The sequence below is a fragment of the Entomomonas sp. E7T21 genome, assembly GCF_058693955.1.
In genome coordinates this window covers 2,822,530-2,839,199 of record NZ_CP191672.1, presented here as the reverse complement: position 1 = coordinate 2,839,199, position 16,670 = coordinate 2,822,530, and the positions used below count along the sequence as shown (strand labels likewise).

Sequence of the window (16,670 nt, the reverse complement as noted above, 5' to 3'; positions counted from 1 at the left end):
CAACGCGCGAAAAGTGACCAGAGAGTAACCACCCTCATGCGCGAGCAAATAACACTTATATAATTTTGTCAGTCCATAAAAAAGCACCTGTTACAGTAACCATAATTTAATAAAAATAGTGATTTGCTAATATAACCCTCTTTTTAAACTACTTGCTGTGTTATTGCACAGGTGGCGCATTAACTAAGGCTAAACTACAGATACAAACTAGGATGTGGATAGCTTCTAAATTAAAGCCTAGAGTTTACGGAAATAAACCAGAGCCACATCCAACTACGCAACAACCGACAGCCCTTAATATTATTATAGGTGAACAAAGAAAACGCGACCTAGTCAAGCTAACAGACGAACAATTAGAACAATGCAATCAAGTAGCTTTAGCCAATAAAGCAAAACAATAATTATAAGTTGTTTATCAAGTCGCTATAGATCAAGTTAGTTATAGAAATATTTTGAATTATCTGAGTCCATAAAAAAGAGTAACCCAGAAGTAACCCGCCTTAACAACAAAGTAAACATTAATGTAAACATTTTTCAATAAGCTATTTTATGAAAGTTATTGATTAACAAGACTTATAGTTAAATAGATGTTAAGGTAAACAACTTTTGAAATTAGGGATTTTTTTATACCTGCGAAATTAAAAATTAAAATTTGCTATTTGTAGTTAAAAAATAATAATACTATTACTAAATTAATGGCCTTTATTAAATAGATAAAATATAGAATAAGAGTGTAAATAGAGGTGTTATTAAAAATTAAAATAGAATATATCAATAAAATTAATATCTTATTCATCGTATTTTATTCCATTCCTAAAAAACAAGAAATAACAGTGGCTATATAAAATATTTGTTGTTTTAAGTCTAAATTAATATTAGTTTACTATGATATAAGATAAGTTTTAGTGAACTGCTAAAAATAAACAGATAGATTTAAAGTAAAAATTAGTTGTGTACAATCAGCAGCTAAATCAATGGAGTTTTTAGGTATTGCGTACGACAATTCTTATGCTGATAGAGATGTACAAGAGTATATCGAGAATAATTTATAATCATCATTGATTTTGGTTTCTTAGGGGTAACACTAATAGAAGAGTAGTTAAGGGGTTAGTGTTATCTCTAAAGAAATCGATTGTATTTCAATGTAAAATGAATAAGAACGATAGTTAGTCATCATTTTATAAAGTATCTTATACCTCTCTTATTTGTATTTACTGGCTTCTATTAGTTTTTCAGTATCATATTATCTGTGGCATAATAGGTAATATAGACAGTATTAAGAAATTCTTCATATTTAGGAAAAGTTATGAAAATTACGCAGAATATTACAGTATTAACAGTACTTTTATTATTGTTAGGTATTGCTGGTTGTATGCCTAAATTAGACAGTAAAACTTATGGAAGAGAAGAAGTACGTAATATACAAAATGTGACCTTGGGTACGATTCTTAATTTGAGACCTGTTAGAATAGATGGTTCGAGAAGCGGTGTAGGTGCTGGCGCTGGTGCTATTGCAGGAGGTGCTGCTGGTGCTTCAGGTGGGGCTAATTCATTTGGTGATGCGGCTGGTGCTGTGGTAGGGGCGGTGATTGGTGCAGTGGCTGTAGGTTTAATTGGTACAGTAACCGAAGAAGGCTTAACTCGTACTGATGGCGTAGAAATGATTATTAAACAAGATGGTGAAGATGGTCGTTTAATTTCTATTGTACAAGAGGTAGACCCTAACCAGATTATTCGTGTTGGTGATCGAGTTTATATTATTGTTAATAGTTATAACAAAGTGCGTATAGCGCAGACAGGACAGAATATAGCGGATCAGCAGCAACCAAAAAATAATCCATGAATTTGTAAAAGAATTATTGACTAATATCGCGTAGCCTCGTAATGTTGCGCATTAATTTTGTTAATAGGTGGGAGTATTAGCTTGAAACCAGTAAAAGTTGGCATATGTGGGTTGGGTACTGTCGGTGGTGGTACTTTTAATGTATTAGTGCGTAATGCGCAAGAGATTGCTCGTCGCGCAGGTAGAGATATTGAGGTAGCACAAATTGCAGCTCGCTCTATTAACCCACAATGTCAAACAGGTAGCACCCCTATTACGGAAGATGTTTTTGATGTAGTAAATAACCCTGAAATTGATATTGTTGTTGAGTTAATTGGCGGTTATACCTTAGCTCGTGAGTTAGTACTTAAAGCAATTGAAAATGGTAAGCATGTAGTTACTGCTAATAAAGCATTGATTGCTGTACATGGTAATGAAATTTTTACTAAGGCAGAAGAAAAAGGTGTTATTGTTGCTTTTGAAGCTTCAGTGGCTGGCGGTATCCCAATTATTAAAGCAATTCGTGAAGGATTGGCGGGTAATCAAATTAATTGGGTGGCTGGTATTATTAATGGTACAGGTAATTTTATCCTGACTGAAATGCGTGAAAAAGGCCGTGCGTTTGCTGATGTATTAAAAGAAGCGCAGCAGTTAGGTTATGCCGAAGCTGATCCTACCTTTGATGTGGAAGGTATTGATGCTGCACATAAATTAACTATTTTAGCGTCTATTGCATTTGGTATTCCTTTACAGTTTGATAAAGCCTATACAGAAGGTATTACTAAACTAACCTCTGAAGATGTATTGTATGCAGATGCTTTAGGCTATCGTATTAAACATTTGGGTGTGGCAAAACGCACAGAACAAGGTATTGAATTACGTGTACATCCGACATTAATCCCAGCAGAGAAATTACTAGCTAATGTAAACGGCGTAATGAATGCTGTAATGGTAAATGGTGATGCAGTAGGTTCAACATTATACTATGGTGCAGGTGCAGGTATGGATGCAACAGCCTCAGCAGTGGTAGCTGATTTAGTAGATGTTGTGCGAGTGATGACATCTGACCCTGAAAACCGTGTGCCTCATTTAGCATTCCAACCATCAGCATTATCTGATGTACCTGTATTACCTATTACTGAGTGTGAAACGGCTTATTATTTACGAATTCAAGCTAAAGATTCTCCAGGTGTATTGGCTCAAGTGGCGACTATCCTCTCCGAGCGTGGTATTAATATTGAATCTATTATGCAAAAAGAGTTAGAAGAAATGGATGGTAAAGTCCCAATGATTTTACTTACCCATAAAGTAACTGAAGCAAAAATGAATGATGCGATTACTGCACTTGAAGCCTTAGAGGGTGTAGAGGGGCAAGTAGTACGTGTTCGTGTTGAACAGCTAAATTAATAAAGTGTATTAACTATGCGTTATATTAGTACTCGCGGGCAAGCGCCTGCATTAAACTTTGAAGATGTTTTATTAGCAGGTTTAGCCTCTGATGGTGGCTTATATGTGCCTGAAAATTTACCTCGCTTTACAGTAGAAGAAATTAGTAGTTGGGCTGGTTTACCTTATCACGAGCTAGCTTTTAAAGTCATGCGCCCTTTTGTTGAGGGTAGTATTCCTGATGCTGATTTTAAACAAATTCTTGAAGAAACTTATGGCGTGTTTGCTCATCAGGCAGTAGCCCCATTACGTCCTTTAGCAGGTAATGAATGGGTACTTGAGTTATTTCATGGCCCAACCTTAGCCTTTAAAGATTTTGCCTTACAATTACTAGGTCGTTTATTAGATTATGTATTAGCTAAACGTAATGAACGTGTAGTGATTATGGGGGCAACTTCTGGTGATACTGGTTCAGCAGCCATTGAGGGTTGTCGCCGTTGTGGGAATGTAGATATTTTTATTCTGCATCCACATAATCGCGTATCAGAAGTACAACGCCGCCAAATGACCACTATCTTAGGTGATAATATTCATAATATTGCCATTGAAGGTAATTTTGATGATTGCCAAGAAATGGTTAAAGCAAGCTTTGCAGATCAAGGTTTCTTAAAAGGTACTCGTTTAGTAGCAGTAAACTCAATTAATTGGGCGCGTATTATGGCGCAGGTTGTTTACTACTTTTATGCTGCTTTACAACTAGGTGGACCATCACGTTCTGTGGCATTCTCTGTGCCTACAGGTAACTTTGGGGATATTTTTGCGGGTTATTTAGCACGTAATATGGGTTTGCCAATCAATCAGTTGATTGTAGCGACTAATCGTAATGATATTCTGCATCGCTTTATGTCAGGTAACCATTATGATAAAGATCAGTTGCATCCTTCTTTATCTCCTTCGATGGATATTATGGTTTCCTCTAATTTTGAGCGTTTGCTGTTTGACTTGCATGGTCGCAATGGTAAGGCTGTAGCTGAGTTATTAGATAACTTTAAGCAAACAGGTCAGCTTTCTATAGAACAAGATCGTTGGACAGAAGCACGTAAATTATTTGATTCATTAGCAGTGTCTGATGAAGAAACCTGTGCAACTATCGCAGAAGTATTTAAACAAACAGGTGAAGTATTAGATCCTCATACTGCCATTGGAGTAAGAGCGGCTCGTTTATGTCGTCGTAGTTTAGCTTTACCTATGGTTACTTTAGGTACTGCTCATCCTGTGAAGTTCCCAGAAGCAGTGGAAAAAGCAGGTGTGGCAAAAGCTATTGAACTTCCTGCCCATTTAACTGATCTATTTAAACGTGAAGAACGTTGTACAGTGCTTGCTAATGATTTAGCGAAAATACAAGCTTTTGTTAGCCAACATGGTAATAGAGGCAAGCCACTGTAATCGTCATTATGGATAAGGGAGCAAATAGCTCCCTTATTTATTTCTATATTTTGTAAATTAAGAAATTCGTGAGGATATAATGCGTTTAGTTGGTATTTCAGGTAGTTTACGCCAAGATTCTTATTCAACAATTATTTTAAAAGCAATAGTTGAAATGATTAAACCGCAAGCTGTTTTTGAGTTGTTAGATATTGGTGTTTTACCTCATTACAATGGTGATTTAGAAAAAGAGGTATTACCTAAAGCAGTAACCGATGCAAGAGCACTAGTACAACAATCTGATGGAGTGCTGGTGGTATGTCCAGAGTTTAATCATGGCATTCCTGGGGTATTAAAAAATACCTTGGATTGGTTATCTCGTCCAGCCTTTAATAGTTGTTTTTTACATAAGCCAGTCTATTTTATTACTCAATCAACAGGTGATTTGGGTGGTGTACGTGCTCAGTATCAATTACGTGAGACGTTTGCCTCTATGTTATGCCATATCATCCCTTTAAGAGAAGCAGCATTAACGCATATTGGCGAAAAAGTAACAGATGGTGTGATTACGGATACAGATACACTGGCTTTTTTAAAGCGTACAGTTGAAAGAGTAGTGAGTGAGATAAATAAGTTAAAGCAACAGCAGTAAATTGATCTTGTTAGCTCAGTAAACGGTTAGTGAGTATTAGGGGAAATTATTATCAAAGGACTTTTTTATAGAGATCATTAGCTTTGGCTTTTTATCTTTTGCTAACTAATGTATGCTAGCAGGTTTATTACTCAATCCTAATTGATCCGTTGAAACCATGATGAAAGAACAATATTTACCCCAAGAAATTGAAGCAACAGCCCAGCAATATTGGGAGAAAAACCAATCTTTTTTAGCAACTGAACGTGCTGATAAAGAAAAATATTATTGTCTATCTATGTTTCCATATCCAAGTGGTAAGCTGCATATGGGACATGTGCGTAATTACACAATAGGTGATGTAATTAGCCGTTATCAACGTATGCTAGGTAAAAATGTTCTGCAACCTATGGGATGGGATGCTTTTGGTATGCCTGCTGAAAATGCGGCTATGAAGAATAAAGTAGCACCTGCTAAATGGACTTATGAAAATATTGCTTATATGAAGAAGCAATTAAAAAGTTTAGGTTTGGCAGTAGATTGGACGCGTGAAGTCACTACTTGTAAACCTGATTATTATCGTTGGGAGCAATGGTTATTCACTAAGTTGTTTGAAAAAGGTGTTATTTACCGTAAAAATGGTACAGTAAATTGGGACCCTGTTGATCAAACAGTATTGGCTAATGAGCAAGTTATTGATGGTCGAGGTTGGCGTTCTGGTGCATTGGTTGAGAAGCGTGAAATCCCAATGTACTATTTTCGTATCACTGCGTACGCACAAGAGTTATTAGAGGATTTAGATAATTTACCAGGTTGGCCTGAGCAAGTTAAAACCATGCAACGCAATTGGATTGGTAAATCAAAGGGGATGGAGATTTGTTTCCCCTATGATGAGCAAAGTATAGGTTATGCTGGTCAGTTAAAAGTATTTACTACTCGTCCTGATACGTTAATGGGTGCCACTTATGTGGCTGTGGCTGCTGAGCATCCATTAGCTACTCAAGCTGCTGAGAATAATCCTGAGTTGCAGGCCTTTATTGATAAATGTAAAAAAGGCGGTGTATCAGAAGCCGATTTGGCTACTCAAGAAAAAGAAGGGATGGCGACAAATTTATATGTTAAACATCCGTTAACAGGTGATAAGTTAAATGTATGGGTAGCTAACTATGTATTAATGGCTTATGGTGAGGGTGCCGTAATGGCTGTACCTGCCCATGATGAGCGTGATTATGCCTTTGCACAAAAGTATAGTTTACCGATTAAACCTGTTATTCATACCAGTGTAGGCGATGAAGTACCAGCTCCTTGGCAAGATGCTTACGGTGAGTATGGTACTTTAATTAATTCGGGCGAATATAATGGTTTAGATTTTGAGCAAGCCTTTGCAGCGATTGGTAAAGCATTACAAGCACAAAATTTAGGAGAAGCTAGAACTCAATATCGTTTAAGAGATTGGGGTATTAGCCGTCAGCGTTATTGGGGTTGTCCAATTCCTATTGTGCATTGTGATTGTTGTGGTGATGTGCCTGTTCCTGAAGATCAATTACCTGTGGTATTGCCTGAAGATATAGTGCCTGATGGCACGGGTAGTCCTTTAGCGAAAATGCCAGAGTTTTATGAGACAACTTGTCCTAAGTGTGGTAAAGCTGCTCGTCGTGAAACGGATACAATGGATACTTTCGTAGAAAGTTCTTGGTACATTGCTCGTTATGCCTCACCACATTTTACAGGTGGTATGGTTGATAAAAAGGCTTCTGATTATTGGTTACCTGTTGATCAATACATTGGTGGTATTGAGCATGCTATTTTACATTTACTTTATACGCGTTTCTTCCATAAATTAATGCGTGATGAAGGTTTAGTAAATTCTGATGAGCCTGTGGTGAATTTATTAACGCAAGGCATGGTAGTGGCAGAAACATACTTCCGCACCGCAGATAATGGTAGTAGAACATACTTTAGTCCAAATGATGTTATTGTAGAGAAAGATAATAAAGGTAGAGCAATATCTGCTGTTTATAGTGGAGACAAACAACCTGTTGAGATTGGTGGCATGTTAAAAATGTCTAAATCATTCAATAATGGAGTTGATCCACAAACCATGATTGAACAATATGGTGCTGATACTTGTCGTTTATTTATGATGTTTGCTTCGCCACCAGATATGAGTCTTGAATGGTCAGATGCGGGGGTAGAAGGAGCTAGCCGTTTTTTACGTAGAGTATGGCGTTTGGCTTATCAGCATGTTAACGCTGGATTACTTGAAAAATATGATGTAGCACAGTTAAATGATGAGCAAAAGGTGGTTAGACGTGCTATTCATATAGCTATTAAGCAAGCAAGTCAAGATGTTGGGCAAAACCATAAGTTTAATACAGCTATTGCAGCAGTAATGACTTTAATGAATGTATTGGAGAAAGCAGCCAATGAATCAGTAATTGATCGTGCTTTAATTCAAGAAGGTTTAGAAACAGTTACATTGTTATTAGCACCTATTACACCACATATTTGCCACACTTTATGGCAAGTCTTGGGGCATAGCGATACAGTAATTAATGCAGCATGGCCTGAAGTTGATGAGTCTGCTTTAGTGCAAGATGTATTAACGATAGTAATTCAAGTAAATGGTAAACTTCGTGGTAATATAGAAGTATCTGCTAATGCTTCTAAACAAGATATTGAAGCTGCTGCCCTTAGCCATCAGTCAGTACAACGCTTTATAGAAGGGGTAACTGTGCGTAAAGTGATTGTTGTGCCTGGTAAGTTAGTTAATATTGTGGCTAATTAACATAAAGATCAGTAATGGAGTTTCATAATATATGAAGCGTTTAATAAGTTATTTTATAGTCAGCATAATGGCACTCATGTTAACTGCTTGTGGTTTTCATTTACGTGGTACTAATGATGATAAAATTGAAATTAAAGAAATGGCAGTCTCTGCGGGGGACAAGTATGGTCCTTTTGTTAAAGAACTCAAGGATAGATTAACTGCTGCTGGTGTGAAGATTTATGATACTGCTGAGTATAAATTAACTGTATCAGAGAAATGGAATGACAGAACGTTAAGTTTTGCTAATGATATACGTGGTACAGAAATAGCAAAAATATTGACCCTTGAATATCAAATCTATGGCACTGGTGATCTATTATTAATAGAAGATTCTTTAGAGGCACGTGGAGAATATATCAGTGACTCTAATAATATTGTGGCTGATGAGCAGCAATCTGAGCTGATAGATAAAAGGATAAGAGCAGATGCTGTTACTTTGTTATTAGAGCGTTTACAAGCTATTTCAGCTGAGCAATTAGATACCTTACAAACAGCAGCTGAAGAGCAAGTGAGATTAAAAGCTGAGGCCGAAAAAGCTCAACAGAAAGCTATAGAGGAACGTCGTAAGTCACTATTACATAGTATTCCTTTAGATGAGATCGAAAAGTTTAATGAACGTTAATCATTATTCTAGAGCCTGTTCATGACAGGCTCTTTACTTTTATGAAATTAAATACCAATCAATTAACTAAACAATTACAAGCAGAATTAAGTGCTATCTACATTGTAGCAGGTGATGAACCTTTACTATGTATGGAGGCCACAGATGCTATTCGCGCTGCAGCTAGGGCTGAAGGCTATAGTGAACGACAATTATTTAATGTAGAAACAAATTTTGATTGGTCAGTGTTATATGATGAAGCAGCTAGCATGTCTTTATTTGCAGAAAAGCGAATATTGGAGTTTCGCCTAAAGACAGGTTCTTTATCAGACAAAGGGGAGGCATTGCTGAGTTATTTGCAGAATCCTCCACAAGATACTTTATTGTTAATTTCAGCGCCTAAATTAGATGTTAAAACAAAATGGGTCAAAACCGTCATTGATAGCCCATTATGCCAACTGATACAAGTTTGGCCGATTGAGGTTAATCAATTGCCACAATGGATTAGACAACGATTAGCAACGTTAGGATTATCTATTACAGCAGATGCATTAGAGTTATTTTCATTGAGAGTGGAAGGTAATTTATTAGCTGCTGCTCAAGAAATAGAAAAACTTAAATTGTTGATAGGTGATGATTCCTTAGTGGATGTTGAGCATATTCAAGCAATGGTAGTAGATAGTGCTCGCTTTGATATTTTTGGGTTAGTGGATATTGCTTTACAAGGTGATGCCACTCATAGTTTACGCATGTTGCAAGGGTTAAGGGCAGAAGGAGCAGCAGAAACTCTAGTGTTATGGACATTAACTAAAGAATTACGTGCCTTAATGACATTGGCTCAATTAGCAGGGCAGGGCATTCCTCTGCAAAAGGCCTTTTCACAAGTTAGGCCACCTATTTGGTCAAAGCGTCAAGGAATTTTCCAACAAGCTATAGGAAGATATACTGCTAATCAATGGGGAGAGTTATTGATCAAAGCACAGCAAGTAGATGCACAAATTAAAGGACAAGCATCTGGTGACTGTTGGCAAGGGCTTACCGATATTTTATTAGCTATGGCTGGTAAGCCCCTTCGTATAAATTAATTGGTTGGCTCTGGGGGAGTGTTAGTGGGTTCTTTTTTGTGTGTTGCTGTACTGTCTTTATTAGGCTCTATAGGTTTTAGTTGCGTTTCATCAGGGCGCTTAACAATTCTATTGGTAGCAGGTGATTGACAAACTTGTTGGTCAATATAGTAACTTCCCAATAACTCACCTTTAGTATTGTAATAAGCAAAAGTGAATAATGTTCCTTTAGCTAAGTTTGTTTGTTGGGTATTACATACATCATTATTATTAACAATAAAGCGCTCAGTTAGATAAGATGATAATAATGGTTGAGAGTGAGTAATGCCATCAATAACCATAAATCTAAAAGTAACATTTTGATTAGATGATTGAGCACCTAAGAATTGTGTATTATAAGCAATAATAGCATTAGTATTTTTATTGGCTGTTTCTGCTAGAGATTTGGCTATTTCTTTTAGTTCTGGATTATTAGCATTTTGTTTTTTAAGTTGTTCTGCACTTTCTAATGCTTTTTTCAGTTCATCAGAAACGGCAGGAGCGGTTTTTTGTGAGTTAGCTTGTTGGCTTTGTTGTGTTTCTGTCGTAAAAGGTGAAACAGGGGATTTAAAGATAATATAAAAAACACCTGCTGCGATAGCCATTAATAAAATTAGAATAATTATTAGTAAGGTATATAATAATTTGCTTGAGGAATGTGTTGTCATAGTCGTTGCTTGATTAGTGATAGTGGTGATATTGGGTGTTGGGTTATTTAGTGACTCATCAAAATTAGCCCGTGTAACAGGGTTAGAAAGTACTTTATAGGCTAGTTCAATGCTAGCAATAACTTTATTTGAGCGTTCTTTAGCTTCGGGTGTTTGTTGCTTTTGTAGTTGTTGCCATTTATTTATACTATTAATATAAGCTTGTTTAATTTCTTCAGAGGTAGCTGTTTCAGGGGTCTGTAAAATTTTATAGTGATTAATAGTCATGTTTCATGGTCTGTTAGGATGGTGTAAAAGGCCATTATAGCTAAACTGATTATGCATGCAAAAAAAATTGTATTTCTAGGTAATTTTTTTATTCATTGGGTTGATAATTTTAAAGATGAATTATACTTTTTTGCAGGCTTTTGTATTACACAGTAAACCTTATAAGGAGAGTAGTGCCTTGGTGGATTTTTTTACACCAGAGGGTAGGGTAAGGGCGGTATTAAGAAAAGCGCGTAGTAAAGTAGGTAGTATTGCTAGGCCTTTTATGCCATTGACTGTTAGTTTTGTTGGCAAAGGTGATTTAAAAACGGTTCGCCAAATTGAAACCACGAGTAATCCTTTTTTATTAAATGGCAAATATCTTTTTAGCGGTTTATATCTGAATGAGTTGTTAATACGGTTACTGCCTTTAGAGGATGCTTGCCCAACATTGTTTAATTATTATCAACAAGCGTTACAACAATTACCATCACAGACTGCTATCGAGCCTTTGTTAAGAGGTTTTGAGTGGCAATTATTAAATGAGTTAGGCTATAGTTTTTCCTTAACAGAGACGGGAGATGGTGAACCATTGTGGCCTGATGGGTTTTATATCTTTACTCCAGAGAATGGTTTGCAACGAATACCCCAATTACAATCTGGTGCTTTCTATGGTCGTGATCTGTTAGCAATGAGTGAGGCCGATTGGTCATCTGCTACTGTATTATCATCAGCAAAACGTTTAATGCGGCAGGTACTAGCAATACATTTACAAGGAAAACCGTTAATAAGTCGACAGTTATTTAATAGTATATCAAGCGATTAAAGCAGAATAACTTTATTAAACTGTCTAATTTTATAAGACAATTTAGCTAATATATTTTTTTACCAAAATTTTACTTACATCTATCTCCAAAATATAAGATAATAACTTACATTCTCATTTACGAATAATTATCATATGGCTATTTTAATGCCTTATCCAAATTGGAGTCTTACAATGAGCAAATTCCTTAAAATACAATGTGCATGCATATTTGCTGCCGTATTTGCTTTCTCGACAAATGTTCGAGCAGAAACTATTACCGATGTAGCTGGCAGAACAGTTGAGATACCTAAAAAAGTAGAAAGAGTGCTATTAGGTGAAGGACGTATGATCTATAGTATGGCGATTTTGGATAAAGATGATCCTACTAAGCGTGTAATCGGTTGGCAAGGTGAATTAAAAACAAGTGATACCAATGGTTATAATGCTTATTTAAAAAAATACCCTCATATCAAAGATATTCCTTTAATTGGTCAAACATCTGAAGCAAGTGTTAATCCAGAAACAGTGATCTCTTTACAACCTGATATAGCTATTTTCGGAATTGCAGGGCATGGCCCAGGTGTTACTAACCCATTAGTAGAAAAATTACAAAGCGCAGGTGTACCTGTGGTATTTATTGATTTTCGCCAACATCCTATGAAGAATACTATTCCAAGTATCAAAATATTAGGTAAAGTATTACATCGTGAAGAAGCAGCTAATAAATATTTAGCTTTTTATGAAAAGCACTTAAAACGTATTCAAGATCGTGTTGCTAAAATTCCGGCTAATGAAAGAACAACCGTATTTATTGAAATGTTACCTGAAGTAAAATCTCCTACTTGCTGTCATACTGCGGGCAAAGGTAACTTTGGTGAGTTTATTGAGGCAGCAGGCGGCCATAATATTGCAGCTGATATTTTACCTGCAGTAATTGGTGAAATTAGTTTAGAGCATGTTATTAGTGTTGATCCAAAAGTTTATATCATGAGTGGTACAGGTACTAATGATGTTAAATTAGGATTAAAAGAAGGTTTAGGTGTTACTAAAGAAAATGCCGCACAAAGTTTAAAGCGTTTAACTACTCGCACAGGGGTTAACGCATTAACAGCTGTTTCTAGCATCGACAACACCCATGGTATTTGGCATAATTTCTACAATTCACCTTATAATATTATTGCCATTGAGGCTTTTGCTAAATGGTTCTATCCAGATTTATTTAAGGATGTAGATGTGCAAGAAACTTTCAATGAGCTACAAGAGTTTTTACCAGTGGATATTCAAGGAACATATTGGGTTGATCTTAAGGACGCTTCATGACAGATAGCGTTCTGGCACAACCAGCATCAGTAGTCTATCGTTACAAGCAAATTATTGCAAAAAGAGTTTTCTGGCTAGTAGTGTTACTACTAGCCATTATTGCTTCCTTATTGGTAGATTTATCCTTAGGTTCATCTGGTTTAGGATTTACAGATTTACTTAATATTCTATTTAATGCACAGTCTGCACCTAAAACACAGCAGATTATTATTTGGGATATTCGTTTACCTCAAGCCTTGATGGCTATTTTAGTGGGTGCTGCCTTAGGGTTAGCGGGGGCAGAAATGCAAACAGTCTTAAATAACCCGTTAGCCAGTCCTTTTACATTAGGTGTATCTCATGCTGCGGCTTTTGGTGCAGCTTTAGGTTTTGTATTAAATATTGGTATTCCTGGTGTTCATCCTAAGTGGATAGTAGCAGGTAATGCTTTTGTGTTTGCTTTATTTGCGACTATGTTGTTGGATGTATTAGCACGTTGGCGACAAGCTAATACTAATGTGATTGTTCTGTTTGGTATTGCGATTGGCTTTACTTTTAGTGCACTGGTGGCACTGTTACAATACATAGCAACAGCCGAAGCATTGCAGGCATTGGTATTTTGGACTTTAGGTAGTATGTCCCGTGCTGATTGGCAAAATATCAGTATTTTAGCTATAGCGTTAGCAGTTGCTTTTCCTTTCTCTATGTTAGCGGCTTGGAAGTTAACGGCATTACGTTTAGGTGAAGATAGGGCCGCTAGTTTTGGTATTAATATTAAACGATTACGTTTGGCTAGTTTATTTAGAATCAGTGTGTTATCAGGTTTAGCAGTAGCCTTTGTGGGAACGATTGGTTTTATTGGTTTAGTAGGCCCCCATATTGCACGTATGTTATTTGGTGAGGATCATCGTTTTTACTTACCTGCCAGTGCTTTATCAGGTGCTCTTATTCTTTCATTAGCATCCGTTGTATCAAAGAATATGATACCGGGGGTATTAATTCCTGTAGGTATTATTACTTCTTTAATAGGCATTCCTTTCTTTTTAGCTATTATCTTCCGTACGACTTCTGGAGGTCGTGGGTGAGTGATTTATTGATTAAGTCGCTCAGCGTTTCTTACGGTCGGCGACAAGTTATCGAGAACCTTTCGGTTGAACATATTAATGCAGGTGAAGTAACCGCACTGTTAGGCCCTAATGGTAGTGGTAAGTCTACTTTATTAAAGGCAATGGCTGGTCTTAATTCAGCTACAGGAGAGGTGATCTTTAATGGACAAGATTTAGTTACTGCTCATTTTTCTGAGCGTGCTAAACAGGTTGTTTATTTACCACAAAGTTTACCTGCTAGTGTCCATTTGCGTGCTTTTGAGTCAATGTTAGTGGCACGTAAAGCTTCTCATAGTGAAAGTACCCAAGAAGTTATCGAAGAAGCAATGGCCTTGCTCGAGAAGTTAGGTATTGAAGAGTTAGGTATGCGCTATCTTGACCAGCTTTCAGGTGGTCAAAAACAATTAGTAGGATTGGCACAGGCACTTATTCGCAAGCCGAAAGTATTATTACTGGATGAACCTTTAAGTGCATTAGATCTTAATCATCAGTTTCATGTGATGGATGTTATTAAACAAGAAACAAAAGAGCGAGATATAGTAACGGTTATTGTATTGCACGATATCAATATTGCACTACAACATACTGATTATGTATTGATGCTTAAAGATGGGCGATTAGTAACCAGTGGTATTCCAGATCAAGTGATTACCCCAGAAGTACTTGCTGAAGTGTATGGTGTGCAGGGTAGAGTAGAACATTGCTCTCGTGGTAAGCCACATGTAATGATTGATGGTTTAGTCAATCAGCATTAATAAAGTTGGGGTAATTTACTAGCAAAAGCTTGTTCATATTCTTTTATAAAATATTGCCATTCTTGTTGGTTAAGTAAAGAATGGCGTTTTATTTTGGGAATATCATGTAATGCAGCTTCTTTTGCAGTCAATCGGCCTTTTACTTTTTCCAGATCTAATAAAGCGGTTTCAACAATAAGTTGACCATCTTTGTTCACTGTTTTTACAAAAATATGTTTACCGTAAAGGCTACCATGTTGTAAGCGGTTTTTATGGAGTCTAGCCAACATTTGAGCAGTCTTTGTTAGTACTATGTCAGTCGTTTCTGGAAGGTATTGTTGTTGTCTTTGTAAGGTTAACCAACTATCTAATTCAATAAAATCTTGTAGTGCTTCGGTTACTAAAATAGCTTTATCTCCAGATACCCCACAATAAACAACTTGGGGAATATTAATTTGAGCTTTAGATAATGCACAGTAAGCTTTATATTCACGAATGATAGTGGCTTGTCCAAAAGGATGAAAAAAATCACGGTATATATGTTTTTCTTGGCGTTTAATATATAAGGTTTTACCTTGATCATCTATGGCACGTAAAACACCACTTTCGCCACCCCGACGTTGATTAGGAAGTTCTACCCACTCTCCTGAAATACTCCACCAATGCTCAAAGTTTTTTCCTGCGCTATCAAAGGAAGGGATGATCATCTTAACTCTCATAAAAGTAATGTTGGGTATATTATAGACAAATAATTTATATAAGATATAAGTATTAAAAAAGGATTCTGATAAATTAAAGACTCAAAAGTAACTTTATAAAATAATTAAGTTAATATTGTCGAGCTAGGGGAATCGTCAGTATACTACTCTCCTTCATGAGTGAGGAAGATTTAGTGTTATTTAATGTAGTGTGGATTCGCGATAATAAAACTTTGATTGAGTATTGTAGTCAATGGCAACAATTACCCTTTATTACGTTAGATACTGAATTCTTACGAGAAACGACTTTTTATCCTATAGCGGGACTGATACAGCTTAGCGATGGGAAAACACCTTATTTAATAGATCCTCTTACCATTTCGGATTGGTCTGCGTTTTCTCAATTACTACAAAGCAAACAAGTAATAAAAGTATTACATGCGTGTTCAGAAGATTTAGAGTTATTATTTCAACTGACAGGTGTAATTACTGAACCTGTGTTTGATACGCAAGTGGCCGCTGCTTTTTTAGGCATGGGAATAACTTTAGGTTATTCTCCATTAGTTAATCAATTATTGAACAAAGAAATAAGTAAGGAAGAAAAACGTTCAGATTGGTTGCAACGTCCTTTATCATCAGAGCAAGAGCAGTATGCGGCAGCTGATGTGATGTATTTAATAGAGCTATATCATTATTTTGTTAGTCACTTATCTGCTGAGAAACAACATTGGCTTTATGAAGACACTAAAGAATTGGCTGAGAGTTATGCTAAAGTACCTGATTTCCAAACATTGTATAAAGAATCAAGGCAAGCTTGGCGTTTATCAAGACAACAATTGGCTGTCTTAAAAGCCCTTTATGCTTGGCGAGAAGAGCAGGCAAGAGCACAAAATATTGCAAGAGGGCGTTTATTAAAAGACAACAGTCTATTAATGATGGCTAAATATCAACCTAGCAATTTAGTGGCGTTAGCAAAGATACCTGAAGTTCATCCAAGGACTTTACGTAAAGAGGGTAATGCTCTTTTAGGAGTTATTCAGCAAGCCGCTAAAATTTCTCAAGAAAATTGGCCGCAACGAGTAGATAGGCCGTTATCAGTAAATAGTGGCAAGTTGGCTAAAGAGCTAAAAAAAATAGTGCAGCAAAAAGCTACAGAGTTGAATATTTGTCCTGAATTGTTATGGCGTAAAAGGATTATTGAAAAAATATTATATTCAGTTCAAGCTAACAAGGATTATCAGTTACCTGATAGTTTAAAAGGTTGGCGTAAAGAAATATTATCTGACATTTTATTACAAGCATTAAATTAAACA

The 16,670-nt window shown here is 36.3% G+C and carries 15 protein-coding genes; 13 read left to right on the top strand and 2 right to left on the bottom strand.

The genetic code is table 11. The annotated features are described in order from the left end of the window. The first annotated feature begins 152 nt into the window (after positions 1-152). The 8 genes from ACQVD9_RS13430 (at position 153) to holA (ending at position 9,780) form a co-directional block, all read left to right on the top strand. Positions 153-401 (top strand): terminase small subunit-like protein, encoded by a 249-nt coding sequence (locus ACQVD9_RS13430; protein ID WP_413774163.1) that lies wholly within the window; start codon positions 153-155, stop codon positions 399-401. Positions 402-1,306: 905 nt separating this feature from the next. After that, complete coding sequence (locus ACQVD9_RS13425; protein WP_264746451.1) at positions 1,307-1,843, top strand: outer membrane lipoprotein; 537 nt, start codon at positions 1,307-1,309, stop codon at positions 1,841-1,843. A gap of 81 nt (positions 1,844-1,924) precedes the next feature. After that, a complete protein-coding gene (locus ACQVD9_RS13420; RefSeq protein WP_264746450.1) occupies positions 1,925-3,229 on the top strand; it encodes a homoserine dehydrogenase in 1,305 nt (434 codons plus the stop codon). Between the two features lie 15 nt (positions 3,230-3,244). Further along, positions 3,245-4,654: a threonine synthase gene (gene thrC, locus ACQVD9_RS13415; RefSeq protein ID WP_264746449.1), complete on the top strand. Its 1,410-nt coding sequence runs from the start codon at positions 3,245-3,247 to the stop codon at positions 4,652-4,654. A 79-nt stretch (positions 4,655-4,733) separates the two neighbouring features. After that, on the top strand, positions 4,734-5,285 hold the full coding sequence (locus ACQVD9_RS13410) for an NADPH-dependent FMN reductase (protein WP_264746448.1): 552 nt from the start codon (positions 4,734-4,736) through the stop codon (positions 5,283-5,285). A gap of 160 nt (positions 5,286-5,445) precedes the next feature. Further along, positions 5,446-8,052, top strand: a complete 2,607-nt coding sequence (gene leuS, locus ACQVD9_RS13405; protein WP_264747910.1) for a leucine--tRNA ligase — start codon at positions 5,446-5,448, stop codon at positions 8,050-8,052. Between the two features lie 31 nt (positions 8,053-8,083). Then, positions 8,084-8,716: an LPS-assembly lipoprotein LptE gene (locus ACQVD9_RS13400; RefSeq protein ID WP_264746447.1), complete on the top strand. Its 633-nt coding sequence runs from the start codon at positions 8,084-8,086 to the stop codon at positions 8,714-8,716. 41 nt (positions 8,717-8,757) lie between these two features. Continuing rightward, positions 8,758-9,780: a DNA polymerase III subunit delta gene (gene holA / locus ACQVD9_RS13395; RefSeq protein WP_264746446.1), complete on the top strand. Its 1,023-nt coding sequence runs from the start codon at positions 8,758-8,760 to the stop codon at positions 9,778-9,780. Here holA and ACQVD9_RS13390 read toward each other — a convergent pair. Then, positions 9,777-10,733 (bottom strand): J domain-containing protein, encoded by a 957-nt coding sequence (locus ACQVD9_RS13390; RefSeq protein WP_264746445.1) that lies wholly within the window; start codon positions 10,731-10,733, stop codon positions 9,777-9,779. The genes holA and ACQVD9_RS13390 overlap by 4 nt on opposite strands. A gap of 115 nt (positions 10,734-10,848) precedes the next feature. On the opposite strand from ACQVD9_RS13390, the gene recO reads away from it, so the two are divergent. From recO to ACQVD9_RS13370, 4 genes are all read left to right on the top strand, one after another. After that, positions 10,849-11,538 (top strand): DNA repair protein RecO, encoded by a 690-nt coding sequence (gene recO / locus ACQVD9_RS13385; protein ID WP_264746444.1) that lies wholly within the window; start codon positions 10,849-10,851, stop codon positions 11,536-11,538. Positions 11,539-11,712: 174 nt separating this feature from the next. Beyond that, positions 11,713-12,840 carry an ABC transporter substrate-binding protein gene (locus ACQVD9_RS13380; protein WP_264746443.1) on the top strand — a complete coding sequence of 376 codons (1,128 nt, stop codon included), beginning with the start codon at positions 11,713-11,715 and terminating at the stop codon, positions 12,838-12,840. Further along, the gene (locus ACQVD9_RS13375; protein WP_264746442.1) at positions 12,837-13,904 is read left to right on the top strand and encodes a FecCD family ABC transporter permease; all 1,068 of its coding nucleotides are present in this window, start codon (positions 12,837-12,839) and stop codon (positions 13,902-13,904) included. Before ACQVD9_RS13380 ends, ACQVD9_RS13375 begins: the two co-directional genes overlap by 4 nt. Then, entirely contained in the window at positions 13,901-14,680 is a 780-nt protein-coding gene (locus ACQVD9_RS13370) for an ABC transporter ATP-binding protein (protein ID WP_264746441.1), read from the top strand. Before ACQVD9_RS13375 ends, ACQVD9_RS13370 begins: the two co-directional genes overlap by 4 nt. On the opposite strand, the gene ACQVD9_RS13365 is transcribed toward ACQVD9_RS13370, so the two are convergent. Further along, complete coding sequence (locus ACQVD9_RS13365; protein WP_264746440.1) at positions 14,677-15,366, bottom strand: lipopolysaccharide kinase InaA family protein; 690 nt, start codon at positions 15,364-15,366, stop codon at positions 14,677-14,679. The genes ACQVD9_RS13370 and ACQVD9_RS13365 overlap by 4 nt on opposite strands. Before the next feature lie 185 nt (positions 15,367-15,551). Here ACQVD9_RS13365 and rnd point away from each other — a divergent pair, with 185 nt between their 5' ends. After that, positions 15,552-16,667, top strand: coding sequence for a ribonuclease D (gene rnd, locus ACQVD9_RS13360; protein WP_264746439.1), 1,116 nt, complete (start codon positions 15,552-15,554; stop codon positions 16,665-16,667). Positions 16,668-16,670 lie beyond the last annotated feature (3 nt).

Bases quoted from the DNA above. Each gene is read 5' to 3' on its own strand.
- thrC (WP_264746449.1), top strand. From the start codon at position 3,245: ATGCGTTATATTAGTACTCGCGGGCAAGCGCCTGCATTAAACTTTGAA.
- recO (WP_264746444.1), top strand. From the start codon at position 10,849: ATGAATTATACTTTTTTGCAGGCTTTTGTATTACACAGTAAACCTTAT.
- ACQVD9_RS13375 (WP_264746442.1), top strand. From the start codon at position 12,837: ATGACAGATAGCGTTCTGGCACAACCAGCATCAGTAGTCTATCGTTAC.
- ACQVD9_RS13390 (WP_264746445.1), bottom strand. From the start codon at position 10,733: ATGACTATTAATCACTATAAAATTTTACAGACCCCTGAAACAGCTACC.
- leuS (WP_264747910.1), top strand. From the start codon at position 5,446: ATGAAAGAACAATATTTACCCCAAGAAATTGAAGCAACAGCCCAGCAA.
- ACQVD9_RS13380 (WP_264746443.1), top strand. From the start codon at position 11,713: ATGAGCAAATTCCTTAAAATACAATGTGCATGCATATTTGCTGCCGTA.
- ACQVD9_RS13410 (WP_264746448.1), top strand. From the start codon at position 4,734: ATGCGTTTAGTTGGTATTTCAGGTAGTTTACGCCAAGATTCTTATTCA.
- holA (WP_264746446.1), top strand. From the start codon at position 8,758: ATGAAATTAAATACCAATCAATTAACTAAACAATTACAAGCAGAATTA.
- ACQVD9_RS13365 (WP_264746440.1), bottom strand. From the start codon at position 15,366: ATGATCATCCCTTCCTTTGATAGCGCAGGAAAAAACTTTGAGCATTGG.
- ACQVD9_RS13400 (WP_264746447.1), top strand. From the start codon at position 8,084: ATGAAGCGTTTAATAAGTTATTTTATAGTCAGCATAATGGCACTCATG.
- ACQVD9_RS13425 (WP_264746451.1), top strand. From the start codon at position 1,307: ATGAAAATTACGCAGAATATTACAGTATTAACAGTACTTTTATTATTG.